This window comes from Rhodococcus sp. NS-SX18 (assembly GCF_057367935.1).
Map to the genome: position 1 here is coordinate 2,116,247 of NZ_CM170633.1, position 19,321 is coordinate 2,135,567.

The 19,321-nt window shown below is 70.3% G+C and carries 17 protein-coding genes; 14 read left to right on the forward strand and 3 right to left on the reverse strand.

Annotation, left to right across the window (positions count from 1 at the left end; genetic code table 11):
* Window positions 1–10 precede the first annotated feature (10 nt).
* Window positions 11–1,372 carry a type III glutamate--ammonia ligase gene (gene glnT / locus AC2IPW_RS09905; RefSeq protein WP_486376787.1) on the reverse strand — a complete coding sequence of 454 codons (1,362 nt, stop codon included), beginning with the start codon at window positions 1,370–1,372 and terminating at the stop codon, window positions 11–13.
* 287 nt (window positions 1,373–1,659) lie between these two features.
* On the opposite strand from glnT, the gene AC2IPW_RS09910 reads away from it, so the two are divergent.
* The 8 genes from AC2IPW_RS09910 (at window position 1,660) to AC2IPW_RS09945 (ending at window position 7,874) form a co-directional block, all read left to right on the forward strand.
* Window positions 1,660–2,037: a cupin domain-containing protein gene (locus AC2IPW_RS09910; protein WP_003938143.1), complete on the forward strand. Its 378-nt coding sequence runs from the start codon at window positions 1,660–1,662 to the stop codon at window positions 2,035–2,037.
* Window positions 2,038–2,047: 10 nt separating this feature from the next.
* Window positions 2,048–2,560 (forward strand): dimethylamine monooxygenase subunit DmmA family protein, encoded by a 513-nt coding sequence (locus AC2IPW_RS09915; protein WP_450119914.1) that lies wholly within the window; start codon window positions 2,048–2,050, stop codon window positions 2,558–2,560.
* Window positions 2,560–3,555: a PDR/VanB family oxidoreductase gene (locus AC2IPW_RS09920; protein ID WP_003938145.1), complete on the forward strand. Its 996-nt coding sequence runs from the start codon at window positions 2,560–2,562 to the stop codon at window positions 3,553–3,555. Before AC2IPW_RS09915 ends, AC2IPW_RS09920 begins: the two co-directional genes overlap by 1 nt.
* Window positions 3,552–4,559: a heme-dependent oxidative N-demethylase family protein gene (locus AC2IPW_RS09925; protein WP_486376788.1), complete on the forward strand. Its 1,008-nt coding sequence runs from the start codon at window positions 3,552–3,554 to the stop codon at window positions 4,557–4,559. The genes AC2IPW_RS09920 and AC2IPW_RS09925 overlap by 4 nt, the downstream gene beginning before the upstream one ends.
* The gene (locus AC2IPW_RS09930) at window positions 4,556–5,032 is read left to right on the forward strand and encodes a dimethylamine monooxygenase subunit DmmA family protein (RefSeq protein WP_003938147.1); all 477 of its coding nucleotides are present in this window, start codon (window positions 4,556–4,558) and stop codon (window positions 5,030–5,032) included. The genes AC2IPW_RS09925 and AC2IPW_RS09930 overlap by 4 nt, the downstream gene beginning before the upstream one ends.
* Before the next feature lie 23 nt (window positions 5,033–5,055).
* Window positions 5,056–6,063, forward strand: coding sequence for a heme-dependent oxidative N-demethylase family protein (locus AC2IPW_RS09935; RefSeq protein WP_486376789.1), 1,008 nt, complete (start codon window positions 5,056–5,058; stop codon window positions 6,061–6,063).
* A 71-nt stretch (window positions 6,064–6,134) separates the two neighbouring features.
* Window positions 6,135–7,301 (forward strand): lycopene cyclase family protein, encoded by a 1,167-nt coding sequence (locus tag AC2IPW_RS09940; protein ID WP_486376790.1) that lies wholly within the window; start codon window positions 6,135–6,137, stop codon window positions 7,299–7,301.
* 333 nt (window positions 7,302–7,634) lie between these two features.
* A complete protein-coding gene (locus tag AC2IPW_RS09945; protein ID WP_017680511.1) occupies window positions 7,635–7,874 on the forward strand; it encodes a WhiB family transcriptional regulator in 240 nt (79 codons plus the stop codon).
* Between the two features lie 41 nt (window positions 7,875–7,915).
* On the opposite strand, the gene AC2IPW_RS09950 is transcribed toward AC2IPW_RS09945, so the two are convergent.
* Together AC2IPW_RS09950 and AC2IPW_RS09955 are read right to left on the reverse strand one after the other, a co-directional pair.
* Window positions 7,916–9,928 carry a SpoIIE family protein phosphatase gene (locus AC2IPW_RS09950; protein WP_486376791.1) on the reverse strand — a complete coding sequence of 671 codons (2,013 nt, stop codon included), beginning with the start codon at window positions 9,926–9,928 and terminating at the stop codon, window positions 7,916–7,918.
* Window positions 9,929–10,025: 97 nt separating this feature from the next.
* Window positions 10,026–11,216 carry an NAD(P)/FAD-dependent oxidoreductase gene (locus AC2IPW_RS09955; protein WP_450119908.1) on the reverse strand — a complete coding sequence of 397 codons (1,191 nt, stop codon included), beginning with the start codon at window positions 11,214–11,216 and terminating at the stop codon, window positions 10,026–10,028.
* Between the two features lie 149 nt (window positions 11,217–11,365).
* Here AC2IPW_RS09955 and AC2IPW_RS09960 point away from each other — a divergent pair, with 149 nt between their 5' ends.
* The 6 genes from AC2IPW_RS09960 (at window position 11,366) to AC2IPW_RS09985 (ending at window position 19,321) form a co-directional block, all read left to right on the forward strand.
* Window positions 11,366–11,980: a GNAT family N-acetyltransferase gene (locus AC2IPW_RS09960; protein WP_486376792.1), complete on the forward strand. Its 615-nt coding sequence runs from the start codon at window positions 11,366–11,368 to the stop codon at window positions 11,978–11,980.
* Between the two features lie 125 nt (window positions 11,981–12,105).
* Window positions 12,106–12,522: a toxin-antitoxin system YwqK family antitoxin gene (locus AC2IPW_RS09965; protein ID WP_486376793.1), complete on the forward strand. Its 417-nt coding sequence runs from the start codon at window positions 12,106–12,108 to the stop codon at window positions 12,520–12,522.
* 185 nt (window positions 12,523–12,707) lie between these two features.
* Window positions 12,708–14,711, forward strand: coding sequence for a S9 family peptidase (locus AC2IPW_RS09970; protein WP_450119905.1), 2,004 nt, complete (start codon window positions 12,708–12,710; stop codon window positions 14,709–14,711).
* 82 nt (window positions 14,712–14,793) lie between these two features.
* On the forward strand, window positions 14,794–17,469 hold the full coding sequence (locus AC2IPW_RS09975) for a valine--tRNA ligase (RefSeq protein WP_486376794.1): 2,676 nt from the start codon (window positions 14,794–14,796) through the stop codon (window positions 17,467–17,469).
* Entirely contained in the window at window positions 17,466–18,899 is a 1,434-nt protein-coding gene (gene folC / locus AC2IPW_RS09980; protein ID WP_003938157.1) for a bifunctional tetrahydrofolate synthase/dihydrofolate synthase, read from the forward strand. The genes AC2IPW_RS09975 and folC overlap by 4 nt, the downstream gene beginning before the upstream one ends.
* Window positions 18,896–19,321 carry a DUF4233 domain-containing protein gene (locus AC2IPW_RS09985; RefSeq protein WP_003938158.1) on the forward strand — a complete coding sequence of 142 codons (426 nt, stop codon included), beginning with the start codon at window positions 18,896–18,898 and terminating at the stop codon, window positions 19,319–19,321. The genes folC and AC2IPW_RS09985 overlap by 4 nt, the downstream gene beginning before the upstream one ends.

The following is a 19,321-nucleotide window of genomic DNA, read 5'->3' on the forward strand; positions in this document are numbered from 1 at the left end:
CCCGAACGGGTCAGAAGGCGGTCAGGTAGCTGTCGATCTCCCACGCGGTCACGGTGTTGTGCCAGTGGAAGAACTCCTCGCGCTTGAGGGCGGCGAAGTACTCGGCGACACCCGGGCCGGCGGCATCGAGGGCGCCGGTCACGACGGGGTCGGCGGTGAGGGCGTCCATCGCGTGCAGCAGGGTCATCGGCAGCGTCTCCGGATTCGGAGTGCCGCCGGGTGCACCGGGATCGAGCCTGCGGTCGATGCCGTCGAGGCCCGCCGCGACGGCTGCGGCGGCAGCGAGGTAGGGGTTGGCCGAGCCGTCCCCACCGCGCAGCTCGACGCGGTTGCCGTCCGGAACACGCAGGTAGTGGGTGCGGTCGTTGCCGCCGTAGGTGGCGTGCCGCGGCGACCACGTCGCGCCGGAGCTGGTGGCGGTGGCTCCGGTCCGCTTGTAGGAGTTGACGGTCGGGGCGATCACACCCTGCAGGGCGCAGGCATGGTCGAGGATGCCGGCGATGAACGCGTACGCGGTCTCGGACAGCCCGAGTCCGCGGGGATCGTCGGCATCGGGGAACGCGGCCCCGTCCGCCCGCCACAGCGACAGGTGCATGTGCATGCCCGAGCCGGTGCGGTCGGCGAACGGCTTGGGCATGAAGGTCGCGGTCATGCCGCGTTGCTCGGCGAGCACCGAGATCAGGTAGCGCAGCGTGACCACGCGGTCGGCGGTGGTCATCGCGTCGGCGTAGTGGAAGTTCTGCTCGAACTGTCCGTTGCCGTCCTCGTGGTCGTTGGCGTAGTTGCCCCAGCCGAGGGAGTTCATCGCCGCGGAGATCGAGGTCAGGTGTTCGTACATGCGGGTGACGTCCCGGGCGTCGTAGCAGGGCTGCCGCGAGGTGTCGAGCACGTCGGCGGTGCGCAGCGTCCCGTCCTCGTCCCGCCGGACGAGGAAGTACTCGATCTCGGCGCCGACTTTGACGGAGAGGCCACGCTCGGCGGCCTTGCCCAGGACCTGCTTCAGGATCACCCGCGGGGCATAGGGCCAGGGCGTGCCCTCGACGTGGGGGTCGCAGTGCACCAGCGCGAGGCCCGGACGCACGAACGGGATCGGCGTGAAGGAGGTGGGGTCGGGGAGTGCGACGAGGTCGGGATCCTTCGGGACCTGCCCCATCGCTCCGGCGGCGTAGCCGGCGAAACCGACCCCGTCGGACTGGAGCTCGTCGACCGCCTCGACCGGGACGAGCTTGGCGCAGGGCTTTCCGGCGAGGTTGGTGAACACCGCGAGGATGAAGCGGGTGTCGGTGGCGCGGGCGAGAGTGGCGAGATCGGCGACGGGGGCGTCCGTGGAGGGCAGACGCATCACGGGGAGGTCGGTGGCTTCGAGCGTCATGGGTACTCCTGAGGTCCGGCTGCGAAGTTTCATATGGTGAATCGCTGTCGAATGAAATGAAACATAGCATGCATGACGACCGTGTTACGTGGTCGTGAGTTTGTGGTGACGGTCCGGCCCGGCCCGCCGAATCGCGAATTTCCCTCGGGCCGAGAGGATTCGGTTACACGCGTTAACGCGACGGTAACCGCCCGGGGTGTTTCATCTCATTACTGTCTGTTTCACGTCAGCGATCGACGTTCTTCTCACCCCGCCGGTGCAACCGGCCTCGATCCTCAGGAGCCTCCATGGCAGAGACCACCACCGTCCCCGCGTTCCGCGTCACCGCCGACTTCTGGAAGAGCCTGCCCCAGATGTCCACCGACGAATTCCCGGGCACCGAAGGCTTCATCGACGACGTCTACCCCAACCCCGAGGGGTCGGAGATGGCCGCCGGATACTTCAAGCTCGAGCACACCGACGCCCCCCTGGACTACCTGTACGAATACGACGAGATGAAGGTCGTCCTCGAAGGCGAGTTCCGCCTCGAGAACCTCGACACCGGCCAGGTCGCGATCGCCCGCGCCAAGGACGCGATCTTCTTCCCCAAGGGCTCACGCATCCGCTTCACCACGCCCGACGGTGCGCTGGCGTTCTACGTCGGCCAGCGCACGTTCGCGCCGTGAGGACCCGGACATGAGTGTCTGTACGGAGACGACCAGCGTCCCGCGCTGGGACGAGGAGCGCGTCGTCGCCGACGGCGGCAGGGCGGTCACCGTCCTGTCGTTCGGCGACGCCGCCACCGACCACGCCCGCCGCCTGGTGACCTCTTTCGAAGGCCGGCGGGTGAGCTGGCTACGGGCGCCCGCCACCTGGGGCGACGCGGCCGCGGAGGTCCTGCAGCGACAGCTCTCCGCGGCCCGCGTCGGCTGGCGGCTCGTCCTGGTGGGCGACGAGGCCGCCGTCCTCGCCGCCCGGGCCGTGGCCGTCGCCGCGGGGGCGCTCGACGACGAGATCCTGCCCGAGGTGCTGACCACGGACACCCGCACGGTGTACTGCGCGCACTGCCGGCACACCCACGACACCGCCGCCGCGATCGGGCAGACGAGCACGTGCCCGGGTTGCGCGGCGACCCTCGTGGTCTACCACCATGTTTCGCGCCACCACGGCGCATATCTCGGCTACCAGCTCGACGCGGAGGAATGCTGATGACACTCGTATCCGATTCCGGAGCGGCCGTCCGGCGCAACGACGCGATCCTGACCCTCGCCGTCGCCGAGGTGACCACCGTCGCCACCGGTGTGCGGCACGTGCGGTTCGTCGACCCCACCGGTGCGCCACTGCCGTCGTTCACCCCGGGCAGCCACGTAGTGCTCTCCTGCGGCCCCCACGACGACGGCCGGCCCCGCCGCAATTCCTACTCCCTGACCGGTCCGGAGCTCGAACCGCAGAGCTACTCGATCTCCGTGCGGCTCGACGAGACCGGCCGGGGCGGCTCCCGCTGGGTCCACAATCTCGAGGTCGGCGACGTCGTGGAGGTCAGCAGACCCCGAAGTGCCTTCGCGCCGGTCCTCACCGCGCGCCATCACCTGCTCGTGGCCGGCGGCATCGGCGTCACACCCATCCTCTCGCACGCCCGCGCCGCCGCGCAGTGGGGCCGCTCCTTCGAGGTCCACTACACCTTCCGCGAGGGCGACGGCCCGCACCTCGGCGAGCTGCGCCAACTGTGCGGCGACCGCCTGCACACCTACCACACACCCGGGCAGTTCTGGGCCGCGCTCGGCCCGGCCCTGCTCGATCAGCCGCTCGGCACGCACCTGTACGTGTGCGGGCCCGCCGGTCTCATCGACGAACTCACCGCCCGCGCCCGCGGGGCGGGGTGGCCCGACGCCCGCATCCACTACGAGCACTTCGGTGTCGGCGACCTCGACCCCGGAGCGCCGTTCACCGCGCATCTGAACCGCACCGGGATCGACATCGTAGTGAACTCCGGCGTGAGCCTGCTCGACGCGCTCGAAACGAACGGGGTTGCGGTGCCGAACCTGTGCCGGCAGGGAGTGTGCGGCGAATGCCGGATCCCGGTGACCGGCGGCGCGATCGAGCACCGCGACCTCTACCTGACCGACGCGGAGAAGCTCGCCGGCGACTGCGTGATGCCCTGCGTCTCCCGCGCCGGCGGCGACCGATTGGAGCTGGACCTGTGACTGCCGCAACCGGATTCGAGGTACTCCCGGAACACGTCGCGCGGTTCCCGTTTCCGTTCCCCCGCGACACCTACCGCTACAGCACCAATGTCGAACCCGCCGAGACCCCCGCCGACACGGCCGCCGGCGGATGGGGTGAGCATCCGGTCGACGTGGACGGCTTCCTCCTCGACGAACTCGCCGAACGACGGCGCGTGCTCGCCACCGACCCGGGCCGCTTCCAGGCACTCGGGCACATGGAGGTCGCCCAGTGGGACGCGATGCTCACCCTGATGACGATGCTGGCCGAGGCGTACCCGCAGACCTTCGCGCTCGACCGCGACGGCACCGCCCGGCGGTGGAGCAACCGCGCCCTCGACCTCGAGCACGTGTTCGTCTACGGGCAGTCCGCCACCCTGCCCGAGCCACCCCTGCTGTACATCGGCCGGCAGATCCAGGAGGACGTCGTGTTGCTGGACCAGCGCGACGGTGCCCTGTGGGGCGACGCGGGCCTGGTGACGTTCGCGGCGGACTGGTCGCTGCGTTTCGACGTCGGGATGAGCTTCCTGCAGATCCACGGTCCCGTGCCCCGCATCCATACCGAGGGGGTGATCACCCGCGCCCAGTCCTTCCTCATGGGACTGCAACCCGGGCAACGGTACCGGCGCACCAACTGGACTTTGACCGTGGACCGCCGGCTCGACACGGCCACCGAGACGTATCCCGAGTGGGGACGTGACCGGCGCCTGCTCGCCGAGGGGCCTCTCGAGGACGTCGGCCGTCGCCTGCACCTGCGGGTCGAGGTGCAGCACCTGATCCGGCTCGGCGCGTCCGGCGCGATCATGTTCCTCGTCCGCACCTACCTGCTGCCCTTCGAGGAGGTCGCGCTGGTGCCGGAATGGGCCGACCGGCTCTACCGGGTCCTCGAGGAACTGCCCGGGGACATGGCCGACTACAAGGGCCTCACCCGCACCCGCGAGCCGGGCCTGAAGTGGTTGCGCGAGTTCGGGGGTGTGCGGCCGTGAAGAACTCCGGTTTCGTCACCGGTGCGGTGCCCCCGCTCGATCCGAGTGGGCGCATCCATCTCATGTTCTGCCTCGGTGGCGGCGCCGACGCGCGGGCCGCGGTGACGGCCTGGGCGGCGGAGGCGCTCGCCGCCGGCCGCATCGCCACCGTGGTTCCGGATGCGAGCGCTGCGGAGGTGGCGCGTCTCGTGCGCGAGGCCCGCGCCGGTACCCGCGTGCTGATCGCCGGACCGCGGCGGGAAGCGATGGCGGCGACGGCTGCCGCGCGCGCCGCCGGCCTGCTGCCGTGCGAGACGACCACCTACGTCACGGCCGTCGACGGAGTACCGGTGTTCTGCCCGCACTGCGGCACGACCGGGTCCGTCGATGCCGGACCCGGGGATGTCGTCGCCTGCGGTTCGTGCGGCCTCGACCTCGAGATCCGCCCCCATCTGTCGGGGCACCACGGTGCCTATCTCGGCGCCGTGGCCTGACACCTACCGGAAAGGAACCCCTCGTGACCGCCTCCGTCGTCAGCGACCTGTCCTGTCTGCCGTGGCCCTTCCCCCAGGGCGACAGAGTGTTTCGTTACGCCGTCAATGTCGAACCGGCACCGCGCCGCACCGAGACCGCCGCCGGGGCCTGGGGCGAGCACATCGTCGACCTGGGCAAGAGCCACGACGATTACCTCGAGATGATGCGGTTGCGCCGTGCGATCCTCGAGGCCGACCCCGGGCGCGTGCAGATGCTGCCCCACATGACGCCGGCGTGCTGGGATCTGATGCTCTACTACATGCGCGACATGGCGGCCTCTTTCCCCGACGTCATGCACTTCGACGTCGAGAGCGACGGGTACCGCTGGCGCAACGATCTTCTCGGGATCGATCAGCGGTTCGTCCTCGGCGATCTGTCCACCCTGCCGGAACATCCACTGGTCTTCATCGGATGCCAGTTGCCCGACGACGTGCTGCTGGTGACCGAGCGCGACGGGCACCTGTGGTTCGACGCGGCGCTGGTCACGTCGTCCGCCGACTGGTCCGTCAAGTTCGACATCGGGATGAGCCTGCACGAGATCCACCGGCCCGTACCCGGCCTGACCTCGACCGGGGTGACCGACCGCGCCGAGCAGTTCATGCGCCGTCTCACCACGGAGCGGCCGTACCGGCGGGTGAACTGGACCTTCTCCGCGGTCGGCTCGCGGCGACGGGACACCAGCCTCGAGACGATGCCCGAATGGATGGACGACATGCCACGGCTGGTCGCCGACCGCGACTGGGGCCGCATCCAGCTGCGCATCGAACTCGAGCATCTGATCCGGTTGCCCATGACAGGGACAGTGGTGTTCAACATCCGCACCTACATGGCGCCGCTCGAGGAGATCGCGCAGGTCCCGGTGTGGGCCGAACAGCTCGCCGACATCGTGGAGGAGCTGCCCGGCGAGATCGCCGCGTACAAGGGCATCGACTCCTACCGCATGCCGGCGATGGCCTGGTTGCGGGAACGGGCACGCGCCCACGCGGCGTAGCACCGCACGACCGTCCCCGGCGGCCGGTACGGTGGCGAAGGAGAAGGCTCCGGCGAGGGGGAGGGGCGAGCGTGCGAGCTTGGAACGAACCGGTCGACGGCGGCATCGCCGTCCTGGGGGCGGGCCTGAGCGGCCTGTCCCTGGCGGCCCATCTCGCCACCGTCCCGGCGCGGCCGGGTCCGGTGGTGCTCGTCGACGACGGCGCCCGCGACATCCGAGAAGCCGGATGGGCGTTCTGGTCCCGCCGGCCCGGACTGCTCGACACCGCCGTCTCCGCGCGGTTCGCCCGGGTCCGGGTCCACGCGGGCGGGCGGTCCCGCACCCTCGGTCTCGGCCGGTACCGGTACGACGTCGTCCGTGGCGCCGATCTGGTGTCGGTGGTCGACGAGATCACGGACGCAGTCGACGACATCGGGCTCCGCACCGGCCGCGTGACGCGCGTGCACGACGGAGCCCGTCCGCGGGTCGGCCTGTCCGACGGGACGGAACTGCACCCCGAGTGGGTCTTCGACGGCCGCGGCCCCGGCAGCGCCGACCTGGGCGACGGGACGAGCCCCGATGCCTGGCTCGACTTCCGGGGGTGGCGGATCCGCACCGAAGCGCCCCTGTTCGATCCCGAGGTCCCCACCCTGTTCGACTTCCGCACCGATCAGGGCCGGGCCGCCTCCTTCGTGTACGTGCTGCCCACCGACGACCGTCGCGCCCTCGTCGAGCACACGAGTTTCGCGCACCCCGCCGCCGGTCCCGTCGGCGCCGCCGGCCACGACGGCGCACTCCGGGAGTACCTGGCGGCGGTGCTCGGCGCCGACGAGGGCACCTACGTCGTGGAGGCGGACGAGTCCGCGCGGCTCCCGTTGGCGTCGCAGCCACCGGCGCGGCGCCGCGGCAACATCGTGCGGATCGGCGCCGCGGGCGGGATGCTCAAGGGCAGCAGCGGATATGCCTATCAGCGGATCCAACGCGACAGTGAGGCGCTCGCTCGCTCGCTCGCCCGGCACGGACACCCTTTCGACGTGCGCCCGGCCGCGTCCCGGTTCGCCCGGTACGACCAGGGGCTGTTGCGGGCCGTCGTCGAGCGGCCCGCGGTGCTCGAGCGCGCGTTCGCGGGCCTGTTCGACCGGTCCTCCGCGGAGCCGATCCTGCGGTTCCTCGACGAGGAGTCGTCGTGGCGCGACGAGGCGGCGCTGTTCGCGTCGCTGCCAGCGGCTCCATTGCTCAGAGCGATGGCCGGTCGCTGACCGTCCGCGGCGGTTCCGGGGTACCGCGAACAGGGGATATGTGCGTCGCGGACCGGGTCGGCCGGGGTTCCACCCCCAGTTTCGTGGATCTTCGACAAATCTCACTTTCTGTTGGCATGAATTCCGGTGGCGTGGGGTACTCCCCGGTCCATGAGATCGACGAACCGAGATGCGGCCCCTCGCGGGGGTCTCGGCGCGTGGATCGAAGTGAGCGAAAGGTCGCAGACTTTCGTTTGGTCCGCTCGCACTGCGTGTGAGCCTGCTGTCAAGGAGAGCCCCGTGCCATTGTCACCCCACCCCCTCCGGCCGACCGTCGATGTCTGGAACTGGCAGATGCAGGGCTTGTGCCGCGGTGTCGACTCGTCGGTGTTCTTCTCGCCCGACGGTGAACGGGGCCGAGCGCGGTACCAGCGGGAGTCGAAGGCCAAGGAGATGTGCCATCGGTGCCCGGTCATCGAGCAGTGCCGTGAGCACGCGCTCACGATGGGCGAACCCTACGGGGTGTGGGGTGGGATGTCGGTCGCCGAGCGGGAGAAGTACGTGCAGTCCCGGAGACGAAAGATCGCGAGCTGATCCGGGTCTTCTTCCGGCACCGACATTTCGTCGGTGCCGGTTCACGTCTGCGGGTCCCCGGAGGACTCGGCACTGCCGCCCGCATGGGGTTCGGCCCGGGCGTGGAGTCCGACCAGACTGAGCACATGATGGGCGGTGGTGCCCGGTGGGGCCACCAGGGTGACTGCGGTGTGTTGCCTGGCCGCACGGTCCCGGGCCGTGGAGAGCAACGAGACCCCGGCGGAGCCGAGGTGGGTGACCTCGCTCAGATCCACTGTCACCGAGAGTGTTCCGCCGCGTGATGCCGTGTCGAGGTGTCCCTTCAAGATGGGGGCGGTGTCGATGTCGACATCTCCCCGCACCGAGAGGCGACCGGGTGTGGTCTCGTCGACGGCGAAGTCGCGCGGAGGATCGGGACGACCGACGATCGCGCCGTCGGTGAATTCGGTGACGACGCGGGCGCTGCGGGTGAGCCGGAACGTCACCGTCGCAGTCGTGCCCGTGTCGTCGCAGTCGATGCGGAGATCGTCGGCGAAGAGCCGGACCATCGTCAGCCCGCGGCCGCGCCTGCCCGGCAACCGGTGGGACTCCGGGGTTTTCGCCGGGTCCTTCCAGCGGCCCCGGTCCCGCACCCGGATCCGGAGACAGCCGTCGGCATCGAGAATGCCGCCGATCTCGACCGGGGTGTGCTCGGCGGCGGTGTCGGGATAGGCGTGCTCGACGACGTTGGACACGAGTTCGGAGACCACGTGCTCGACGGCCACGGTCCCCGCACGGTCGGCCCCGATGCGCACGAGCCAGTGCCGCAGCGCCGCCCGCGCGGCCTTCGGCGCCTCCCGGTCGGCGCGCAGGTGAAGATGCAGGGGATCCGGCATCACCGTCCGCTGAGCGGCGACGATGGTCACGTCGTCGCTGTATCCGGTTTCCCGGAGCAGGAATTCGAGGATTTCCCCGCACACCCGATCCACCGTCCGGGCGCGCGTGTCCGGGATCGGGAACGAGCGGCCGGTCACGCTCAGGGCTGCCCGCTCCGCGAGTTCGGCGGTGCTCACCGGGGGCGGCCGGCCGGGACGCTCGATCAACCCGTCCGTGTACAGCAGCACGACGTCGCCGGTAGCAAGGATGTCGGTGGCGACGGGGAACGTCGAGCCGGTGCCGATCGGCGTCGCGCCCGAGGGGGACAGGTAGCGCACCGCCCCCGCCGGGCTCGCCACCAGCGGCGGGGGATGCCCGCCGGTGCAGTAGCAGACTCGGCCGGTGGCGGTGTCGAGCACGACGACACAGACCGTCGCGGTGCGGGCGCCGGGGACGTGCGCCGAGAAGGCGTCGAGAGTCGACAGGGCGCCGGTGACGTCTGCACCCGCGAGGATCTGCTGGCGCAGCACCGCCCGGAGTTGTCCCATCACGGCGGCGGCCTCGACGCCGTGCCCGACGACGTCCCCGGTGATGAGCGCGAGCTCGCCGTTCGGGAGGGCCAGCGCGTCGAACCAGTCGCCGCCGGCGGCCGTGTCCTCCGCGGCGACCAGGTAGGCCGCCGCCACCTCGGCTCCCGGCACGACCGGAACGGACGGCGCCAGCAGGGCGTGCTGCATCACCGTCACCGCGTCGCGGGCCTGCTCGTACTTCTCCGACATCAGCTGGGCCCGGGCCTCGACGACGTGCCTGGCCAGGACGCTCTCGGTCACGTCGGAGGCGAAGAAGAGCAGCCCGGCGACGCCGCAGCCGGGGTCGCGGCAGGGAGCGATGGTGAAGTCGAAGTAGCGCTCGCGCACTACCCCGCTACCGTCGGTGTCGATCTGCATGCACCATTCCTTGGCGGTCTCGGCGACGCCGGTCGCCGCCACCCGGTCGAGCAGCTCGAAGAACTGCTGACCCTCGAGTTCGGGGACGACCTCGCGCACCGGCCGGCCGAGGAGATCGTCCCGGCCGAGGAGGGCACGGTAGGCGGCATTGGTCGCGACGTACACATGATCGTGTCCCTGCCACGCCCCGAGAGCGAACGGCAGCGCCTCGAACACGCGGAGAACCGTGTCCGGCTCTCCGGTGGCCGAGAACAGGTCCTCGTCGTCCGGCATGACGTGTACCTTCTCCGGTCCCCGCGGTGCAGCGTCACCTTCAGTTCTATACCCCGCCGGGGCTTCGGTACAGCGGCGTGCCCGCCGGTGCGGTTCGTCAGCGCATCTCTCCGGCGCCGACGTACGGGTTCAGGCTGGCGAGCGGTTTGCCTTCGGCGAAACGCGAATACCGGAAGTCGGTGCCGTCGACGGCGGGGTCGCTGCTGATGCCGTCGAGCAGGAGGTCGGCGGCGAGCCGGCCGACGGCAGGGGAGATCTTGTAACCGTGGCCGCTGAAGCCCACGAGCAGGAACAGTCCCGGCGCCGGGGACGGGCCGATGATCGGGTTGTAGTCGGGTGTGGTGTCGTAGCATCCCGCATACGACGAGGCGAGTCGCGGATCGGGCATGACGGGCAGCAGCCGGTCGAGCTTCGCGACGGCGGATTCCACGAACGGGTCGTCGGCGCGATTGACGTAGTCGTCCGGGTCCGCCCATTCCGGCGCGGAGTGGTCGCTGTTGCCCACCAGCAGGTCCCCGTTGGGCTCGCGGCGGATGTACTGGAGATTCACCAGGTCGGAGAAGGTGGGTATGTCGGGAGTGGGTTCGCCCTGGTCGACGAGCAGCAGTTGTTCCCGCTGGGCCCGGATCGGGAGGTCCACGCCGGCGGTCGCGCCGAGTGCCGGTGACCACACGCCGGTCGCGAGCACGACGGTGCCCGCGTGGATTTCGGAGCCGTCCGCGAGCTGCACCCCGTAGACCTCGCCGCCCTCGCGCTGCAGGAGGGAGGCGACGGGGGTGCTCTGGCGCACTCGCACGCCGAGGCTTCGGGCGCGGGTGCCGTAGGCCATTCCGGTCATGTAGGCGTCGCCGTGGCCGCCGAGGGGCTCGTACGCGAAGGCCGCGAAGGGATCGAGGGCGATCCCCGGTAGCAGGCGGCGGACCTCGTCGGCGTCGATCGTCTCGACGGGCACTCCGAGAGCGCGGTGCATCTCGACGTTGGCGGCGAGCGGGGCGGTGTTCTCAGGCCCGACGCCGACGACGTATCCGGTCTGCCGGAAGCCGATGTCGGCGCCGAAGATCTCCTCGGCTTCGGAGAACACCTGCACGCCGTGCCAGGCCATCGCGGCCAGCGACGGAACGCCGTAGTGGCAGCGGACGATGCCGCTGGACTTGCCGGTCATGCCGGAGCACATCGTCCCGCGTTCCAGCACCAGGACGTCCGTTTCGCCGCGCTCGGCGAGAGACCAGGCCGCAGCCAGGCCCTCGAGTCCGCCGCCGACGATGACGATGTTCGCGGTTTCGGTCATCGTGTTTCCTCACAGCTCGCACTTCGGTGGTTTCTTACAGAGAAACATTGTTGCATCAAATGAAACCCCGGTCACCCGCTCGGTGTGACAACGACGTAAAACCTGCTGTGCGGCAACGATGCTCCTTCGAGGCCGGTAGCCTCGTCCGCATGACCCCTGTCGTCCGCCCGGTCACCAGACGGGACATACCGGTCTTCGCCCGCACCCTCGCCGACGCGTTCTTCGACGATCCGGTGATGATGTGGATGTGGCCCGACGACGAGCGCCGGCGCCGAGGTCTGCCCCGCATGTTCGCCGTCGAGGCGAGACATCACCTGCTGTCGCACGGCGGACTCGAGATCGCCGAGGGGTCGGACGGGTCCGCCGGGGGCGCGACCATGTGGGCGCCGCCGGGTCGCTGGAAAGCCACGGGGTGGCGGTCCGTGCTGGTCGCGGCGGGGATGATCCGTGCGCTCGGGAGCCGGGCCCGCGTCGGCGCCGAGGTCGACGGCGCGCTCGACGAGGCGCACCCGGCCGAGCCGCACTGGTACCTCTCCGCCATCGGAACCGGAAATGCCGCGCGTGGTGGGGGTTTCGGAAAGGCGCTGCTGCGTTCGCGGCTGGACCGCTGTGACGCAGACGGGATGCCCGCGTATCTCGAGTCGAGCAAGGAGAAGAACATCTCCTACTACGAGCGGTTCGGGTTCCGGGTCACCGGCGAGATCGCCGTCCCGAACGGTGGGCCGACCCTGTGGAAGATGTGGCGCGAACCCGTGACGCCGTGACCCGGCGGATCCCTTGATATGCAAGCAGTCGCTTGCATATAGTCGGTGTCTGTGAGTGATGTCTCGCGGATCGCCGCAGGACCGAGCGGCGCATGCGAAGCCCCGGCCCGGCTCGGGGGTACGAGGTGAGCGCGCCCCTCGAGCGTCCGAACGCGGTGGATGGTCACGGCCGTAAGACCGGCGAATGGGTGGAGCCCGACCCGCACGGCGGGCTGGTGGCGGGTACTTACGTCGACGGCGAGCGTCACGGGACGTGGCGGCACTTCTCCGCCGGTGGGGCGCTACGTTCCGAGGGTGGTTACGACCGCGGCGTCCTGCACGGTCCCTGGACCTGGTACCGCGCCACCGGCGGTCTGCTGCAGCGCGGTGCATTCGCCCACGGTGACAAGCACGGCCACTGGGAACGCTGGACGGCGGCGGGGACACTCGTCGACAGCGGACACTGGGAGCACGGCAGGAAGACCGGCGAGTGGACTTACTACGACACCGACGGGAGTATCAGGAAGACGACCACCCACCGGCCGAGGCCGCCGCGCGGGTGACCGCCCGGATGGCTCTCGGGAAGGAAGAAGACGATGGACCGGCAGGAGGTCGACCGTGGGTCCGGTGCACATGCGGCGCCGGCGAGGACGCAGACCGCAGTGCCGGTCGGCAGGGGCATTCGCCGTCCGAAACGGCAGTGCCGGCTCCCCGGTGACACCCCCGGCGCGCACTACCCTCGGGCACCATGACCGCATTCGACGACCTCGACGACTATCTGGCTCTCCCGCGCGTCACCACGCTCGCGCTGTCGCCGGACGGGAACCGTGTCGTGATCGCCCAGTCCACCCCGGACGAGGAGGGGACGGGGTACGTCGGGGCGTTGTGGGAGGTGGACCCGCACGGACAGGAGCCCGCCCGGCGGCTCACGTGGGGCGCGAAGGGCGAGTCGGGCCCCGTCTTCACCGCCACCGGTGACCTGCTGTTCACCGCCGCCCGGGCCGACGGGACGGACAGCGACGGCGCGCCGGCCGCACTGTGGCGGCTGCCGGCAGCCGGTGGCGAAGCGCAGCGCGTGGTCTCCCGCAAGGGCGGGGTACGCGCAGTGCACGCGGCGCGGGGCGCCGACCGGATCGTGGTGACGGCGGACGTGCTCGGCCGCACCGACGGCGACGACCAACGGATCCGGGACGCCCGCAAGAAGCACAAGATCTCCGCCGTGTTGCACACCGGATACCCGATCCGGCACTGGGATCACGACCTCGGGCCGGCCGAGCCGCACCTGCTCGCCCTCGCGGACGGCCCCGACGCGCCGCTGTCGGACCTGACCCCGGGACCCGGGGGCGCCCTGCGCGAGGCCACCCTCGACCTCGCCCCGGACGGCACGTTCGCCGTCACCACCTGGTCGGTGCCCGGACCACTCGCATCCCGCCGCACCACCCTGGTGCGCATCGACACCGACACCGGACTGCGCACGGTCCTCGTCGACGACGAGACCGCCGACGTGTTCGCTCCCGCGATCTCACCGGACGGCACCCGGGTCGCGTTCCTGCACGAGACGCACTCCGACCCCGAGACCGCGCCGAGAATCACGCTGCGGCTGTTCGATCTTCGTTCGGGGGACACGACGCTCCTGGTGCCCGGGTGGGACCGGTGGCCGACGTCCGTCGTCTGGCGTCCCGACTCCGGGGCGCTGCTCGTGACCGCCGACGAACACGGCCGCGCGCCGATCTTCCAGGTCGCGTTGTGGGCCGACGTCCCCACCCCGTTGACCACCGACCCGGCCGCCTACACCGACCTGCACGTCGCACCCGACGGAACGTGCGTCTACGCCCTGCGCGCGGCCTACGACGCCCCGCCGCACCCGGTGCGGATCCCGCTGGACGGCTCCGGCGCCGTCACCGCTCTGCGCGCTCCCGCCGAGCTACCGGACCTCCCCGGCCGTCTCACGGAACTGACCACCGCCGCCGACGACGGCACCCCGCTGCGGGCCTGGCTGGCCCTGCCGGCCACCGCCGATCCCGACGCCCCCGCGCCGCTGCTGCTGTGGATCCACGGTGGCCCCCTCGGCTCCTGGAACACCTGGTCGTGGCGATGGAACCCGTGGCTGCTCGTCGCCCGCGGCTACGCCGTGCTGCTCCCGGATCCCGCCCTGTCCTCCGGTTACGGGCAGGACTTCGTCCAACGCGGGTGGGGCAGATGGGGCAAGGAGCCCTATACCGACCTGATGGCGCTGACCGACGCCGCGATCGAACTCCCCGTGATCGACGCCGACCGCACCGCCGCGATGGGCGGCTCCTTCGGCGGATACATGGCCAACTGGGTGGCCGGGCACACCGACCGCTTCCGGGCGATCGTCACCCACGCGAGCCTGTGGGCTCTCGACCAGTTCGGGCCCACCACGGACTCGGCCTGGTACTGGGCTCGGGAGATGACCCCCGAGATGGCGGTGGAGAACTCACCGCACCTGTACGTCGCCGACATCGTCACCCCCATGCTGGTGATCCACGGCGACAAGGACTACCGCGTGCCGATCGGGGAGGGCCTGCGACTGTGGTACGAACTGCTGTCCGAGTCGGGGGCGCCCGCCGCCGAGGACGGCTCCACCGTGCACCGCTTCCTCTACTTCCCCGACGAGAACCACTGGGTGCTCGGCCCCCAGCACACGAAGATCTGGTACGAGGTGGTCGAGGCGTTCCTCTCCGAACACGTACTCGCGCGTCCCCGGGCGCTGCCCGAGGTGCTGGGCTGAACCGAACCCGCAGGCCGGCGGCCCCGATCCGGGTCCGTGGGGCGTGTTCAGGCGGTTTGCCTCCGCTGACTACGATTGCGGGGTGACCAGTGCGCCAGAGAACCACCAGAACCCCGCCGACGCCCTCCCCAAGAGCTGGGACCCCAGCGCCGTAGAGGACGAGCTGTACCAGGGCTGGGTGGACGCCGGTTACTTCGCCGCCGATCCGTCCAGCGACAAGCCCGGTTACTCGATCGTGCTGCCGCCGCCGAACGTCACCGGCAGCCTGCACATGGGTCACGCACTCGACCACACCCTCATGGACGCGCTCTCGCGCCGCAGACGCATGCAGGGCTACGAGGTGCTGTGGCTGCCCGGCATGGACCACGCCGGCATCGCCACCCAGACCGTCGTCGAGAAGCAGCTCGCGGTGGACGGGAAGACCAAGGAGGACTTCGGTCGCGAACTGTTCGTCGACAAGGTCTGGGACTGGAAGCGCGAATCCGGCGGCACCATCCAGGGGCAGATGCGCCGTATCGGGGACGGCGTCGACTGGTCCCGCGACCGGTTCACCATGGACGAGGGACTCTCGCGGGCCGTGCAGACGATGTTCAAACGGCTCTACGACGACGGGCTGATCTACCGCGCCGAGCGACTGGTGAACTGGTCGCCCGTGCTGCAGACCGCGATCTCCGACATCGAGGTCAAGTTCGAGGAGGTCGAGGGCGAGCTCGTCTCGTTGCGCTACGGCTCTCTGGACGACGACGAGCCGCACGTGATCGTCGCCACCACCCGGGTCGAGACCATGCTCGGTGACACCGCCGTCGCGGTGCACCCGGACGACGAGCGCTACAAGCACCTGGTCGGCACCACCCTCGAGCACCCCCTCACCGGCCGGCGGATCCCCGTGATCGCCGACGAGTACGTCGACCCCGAATTCGGCACCGGCGCCGTCAAGATCACCCCCGCCCACGATCCCAACGACTTCGAGATGGGCGTGCGGCACAACCTGCCGATGCCCACCATCATGGACAAGGCCGGCCGGATCGCCGGCACCGGAACACCATTCGACGGCATGGACCGGTTCGAGGCGCGGGTCCGGGTGCGCGAGGCGCTGGCCGAGCAGGGGCGGGTCGTCGCCGAGAAGCGCCCCTACCTGCACAGCGTCGGTCATTCCGAGCGCAGCGGCGAGACGATCGAGCCCCGGCTGTCGATGCAGTGGTGGGTCAAGGTCGATGCGCTCGCCAAGGCTGCGGGCGACGCGGTCCGCAACGGCGACACCGTGATCCACCCGGCCAGCCAGGAGCCGCGCTGGTTCGCGTGGGTCGACGACATGCACGACTGGTGCATCTCGCGGCAGTTGTGGTGGGGTCACCGCATCCCGATCTGGTACGGCCCGGACGGCGAGGTCGCGTGCTTCGGACCGGACGAGACCGCCCCCGAGGGCTGGGAACAGGATCCCGACGTCCTCGACACCTGGTTCTCCTCGGGCCTGTGGCCGTTCTCCACGATGGGCTGGCCGGACAAGACGCCGGAGCTCGAGAAGTTCTATCCCACCAGCGTTCTCGTCACCGGATACGACATCCTGTTCTTCTGGGTGGCCCGGATGATGATGTTCGGCCTGTACGTCGCGAACGACGAGGCGATCACCGCCGGCGGGAAGTCCGGCGTCCAGGTGCCGTTCAAGGACCTGTTCCTGCACGGCCTCGTGCGCGACCAGTTCGGCAAGAAGATGTCCAAGTCGCGCGGCAACGGCATCGATCCGCTGGACTGGGTGGAGCGGTACGGCGCCGACGCGCTGCGCTTCACCCTGGCCCGCGGGGCGAACCCGGGTAGCGACCTTGCCGTGGGTGAGGACCACGCGCAGTCCTCCCGCAACTTCGCCAACAAGCTGTTCAACGCGACCAAGTTCGCCCTCATGAACGGCGCGGTCGTCACCGAGCTCCCGGCGCGCGCTGCCCTCACCGACGCGGACCGGTGGATCCTGGACCGGCTCGAGCGGGTCCGTGCCGACGTCGACGAGGCGTTCGAGCGCTTCGAATTCTCCAAGGCGTGCGAGGCGCTCTACCACTTCGCGTGGGACGAGGTGTGCGACTGGTATCTCGAGCTCGCCAAGGTGCAGCTGGCCGACGGCAGCGAGTACGCGCAGGGCACCAAGGCGGTCCTCGGTAACGTTCTCGACCAGCTGCTCCGTCTGCTGCATCCGGTGATCCCGTTCGTCACCGAAACCCTCTGGAAGGTGCTCACCGGCGGCGAATCCGTGGTCGTCGCGTCCTGGCCGAGCGCCACCGGCGTCGAGCCCGACGCCGACTCCGCGCGTCGCATCGAGGATCTGCAGAAACTCGTCACCGAGGTCCGCCGTTTCCGTAGCGACCAGGGCCTCAAGCCGTCGCAGAAGGTCGCCGCGCGCCTCACCGAGATCGACGCCGCCGACCTGGCTGCGCAGGTGCCGGCCGTACGGTCACTCGCGCGGCTGACCGAGCCGGGGGAGGAGTTCGCCGCCACCGCCGCCATCGAGGTGCGCCTGTCCGGTGCCACCGTCACCGTGGAACTGGACACCTCCGGCACCGTCGACGTGGCGGCCGAGCGGGCCCGTCTGGGCAAGGACCTCGCGGTCGCAGAGAAGGAACTCGCGGGCACGTCCGCCAAGCTCGGCAACGAGGCTTTCCTCGCCAAGGCGCCCGCGGCGGTCGTGGAGAAGATCACCGCCCGCAGACAGATCGCGGAGGAGGAGATCGCGCGGATCACCGCGCGCCTGCAGGAACTGGGGTCGGCGTGAGCGAGGACCGGTCCGCGGCCACCCCGGCGAAGCCGTCGCCGGTCGACCTGGCCGAGCTGACCCTGGTCGAGGCCGAACTCGACAAGCGCTGGCCCGAAACGAAGATCGAGCCTTCGCTGACCCGGATCGCGGCGCTGATGGATCTGCTCGGATCCCCGCAGCGCAGCTATCCGGCCATCCAGATCGCCGGCACGAACGGTAAGACGTCGGTGAGTCGGATGATCGACGCCCTGCTGACCCGGTTGCACCGGCGCACCGGCCGCACCACGAGCCCGCACCTGCAGCTGGCCACGGAGCGCATCAGCATCGACGGGGCGCCGGTCTCCCCGCGCACCTACGTCGACACCTATCGCGAACTCGAGCCGTACGTCGCGATGATCGACGCACAGTCGCAGGCCGCGGGCGGCCCGGCGATGAGCAAGTTCGAGGTGACCACGGCCATGGCATTCGCCGCGTTCGCCGAGGCCCCCGTCGACGTCGCCGTCGTCGAGGTGGGACTCGGTGGCACCTGGGACGCCACCAACGTCGTCGACGCGCAGGTCGCGGTCATCACCCCGATCGGGCTCGACCACACCGAATACCTCGGACCCGACCTCGCGACGATCGCGGGGGAGAAGGCCGGGATCATCAAGAAGGCACCCGACGACGGGCTCGTGCCTCGCGACACCGTCGCAATCCTGGCCCAGCAGGAACCCGAGGTGATGGAGGTGCTGCTGCGCCGGGCCGTGGAAGCGGATGCCGCTGTCGCGCGCGAAGGCTCCGAGTTCCAGGTCCTGGCCCGGCGCATCGCTGTAGGCGGGCAGCAACTCGAGCTGCAAGGCCTCGGCGGGGTGTACACCGACATCTTCCTGCCGCTGCACGGCGAGCACCAGGCCCGCAACGCCTCGCTCGCGCTCGCCGCCGTGGAGGCGTTCTTCGGTGCCGGCGCCGACCGGCAGCTCGACGCCGACGCGGTGCGCGCGGCGTTCGCCTCGGTGCTCAACCCGGGCCGGCTCGAACGGGTGCGCAGCGCTCCGACGGTATTCCTCGACGCCGCCCACAACCCCCACGGTGCGAAGGCTCTCGCTGCCGCCCTCGCCGACGAGTTCGACTTCCGCAAGCTGGTCGGGGTGGTGTCGGTGATGGCCGACAAGGATGTGCCCGGTCTGCTCGACGCCCTCGAGCCGGTGTTCGACGAGATCGTCGTGACCCACAACGGCTCGCCGCGGGCGATGGACGTCGACGAGCTCTCCGACCTGGCCGTGGCACGGTTCGGCGACGAACGCGTGGTCGTCGCGCCGACACTGCCCGACGCCCTCGAGACCGCCATCGCCATCGCCGAGGAGGTCGCCGAGCCGGGTGAGGCAGTATCGGGGGCGGGTGTCGTGGTTACCGGTTCGGTGGTGACCGCCGGCGCCGCCCGCACTCTCTTCGGAAAGGACCCCGCGTGAGCGAGGCAGCTGACAACTCCGCCGCATCGCCGGACCGGGACTCCGCCGTCCGGCCCCCCGCGAAGGACCCGTGGAAGGGGCTGCGAGGCGTCATGGCCGGCACGCTCGTCCTCGAAGCCATCGTGGTCCTGTTGGTGCTGCCGGTCGTCGCGGTCGTCGGTGGGGGACTCACGTGGCTCTCGGGTGGCTACATCGTGCTCCTCGCCGTGGCGATGATCGCGGGCGCCGGGCTGCAGGGCCGGCCCTGGGCGCTCCGGTACAACCTCGCGCTGCAGGTGCTGACCCTGCTGGGGTTCTTCGTCGACCTCTCGCTCGGCATCGTCGGCGTGATCTTCAGCGTGGTGTGGGGCTACATCCTGTACCTGCGCAAGGACATGAAGGACCGCGAGGCGCGGGGCCTGCTACCGGGGCAGCGGGGCTGA

Excerpts from the sequence above, each read along its gene's own strand:
- AC2IPW_RS09915 (WP_450119914.1), top strand. The coding sequence starts at position 2,048 with ATGAGTGTCTGTACGGAGACGACCAGCGTCCCGCGCTGGGACGAGGAG.
- AC2IPW_RS09920 (WP_003938145.1), top strand. The coding sequence starts at position 2,560 with ATGACACTCGTATCCGATTCCGGAGCGGCCGTCCGGCGCAACGACGCG.
- AC2IPW_RS09910 (WP_003938143.1), top strand. The coding sequence starts at position 1,660 with ATGGCAGAGACCACCACCGTCCCCGCGTTCCGCGTCACCGCCGACTTC.
- AC2IPW_RS09945 (WP_017680511.1), top strand. The coding sequence starts at position 7,635 with ATGCAGGGCTTGTGCCGCGGTGTCGACTCGTCGGTGTTCTTCTCGCCC.
- AC2IPW_RS09960 (WP_486376792.1), top strand. The coding sequence starts at position 11,366 with ATGACCCCTGTCGTCCGCCCGGTCACCAGACGGGACATACCGGTCTTC.
- AC2IPW_RS09970 (WP_450119905.1), top strand. The coding sequence starts at position 12,708 with ATGACCGCATTCGACGACCTCGACGACTATCTGGCTCTCCCGCGCGTC.
- AC2IPW_RS09955 (WP_450119908.1), bottom strand. The coding sequence starts at position 11,216 with ATGACCGAAACCGCGAACATCGTCATCGTCGGCGGCGGACTCGAGGGC.
- AC2IPW_RS09950 (WP_486376791.1), bottom strand. The coding sequence starts at position 9,928 with ATGCCGGACGACGAGGACCTGTTCTCGGCCACCGGAGAGCCGGACACG.
- glnT (WP_486376787.1), bottom strand. The coding sequence starts at position 1,372 with ATGACGCTCGAAGCCACCGACCTCCCCGTGATGCGTCTGCCCTCCACG.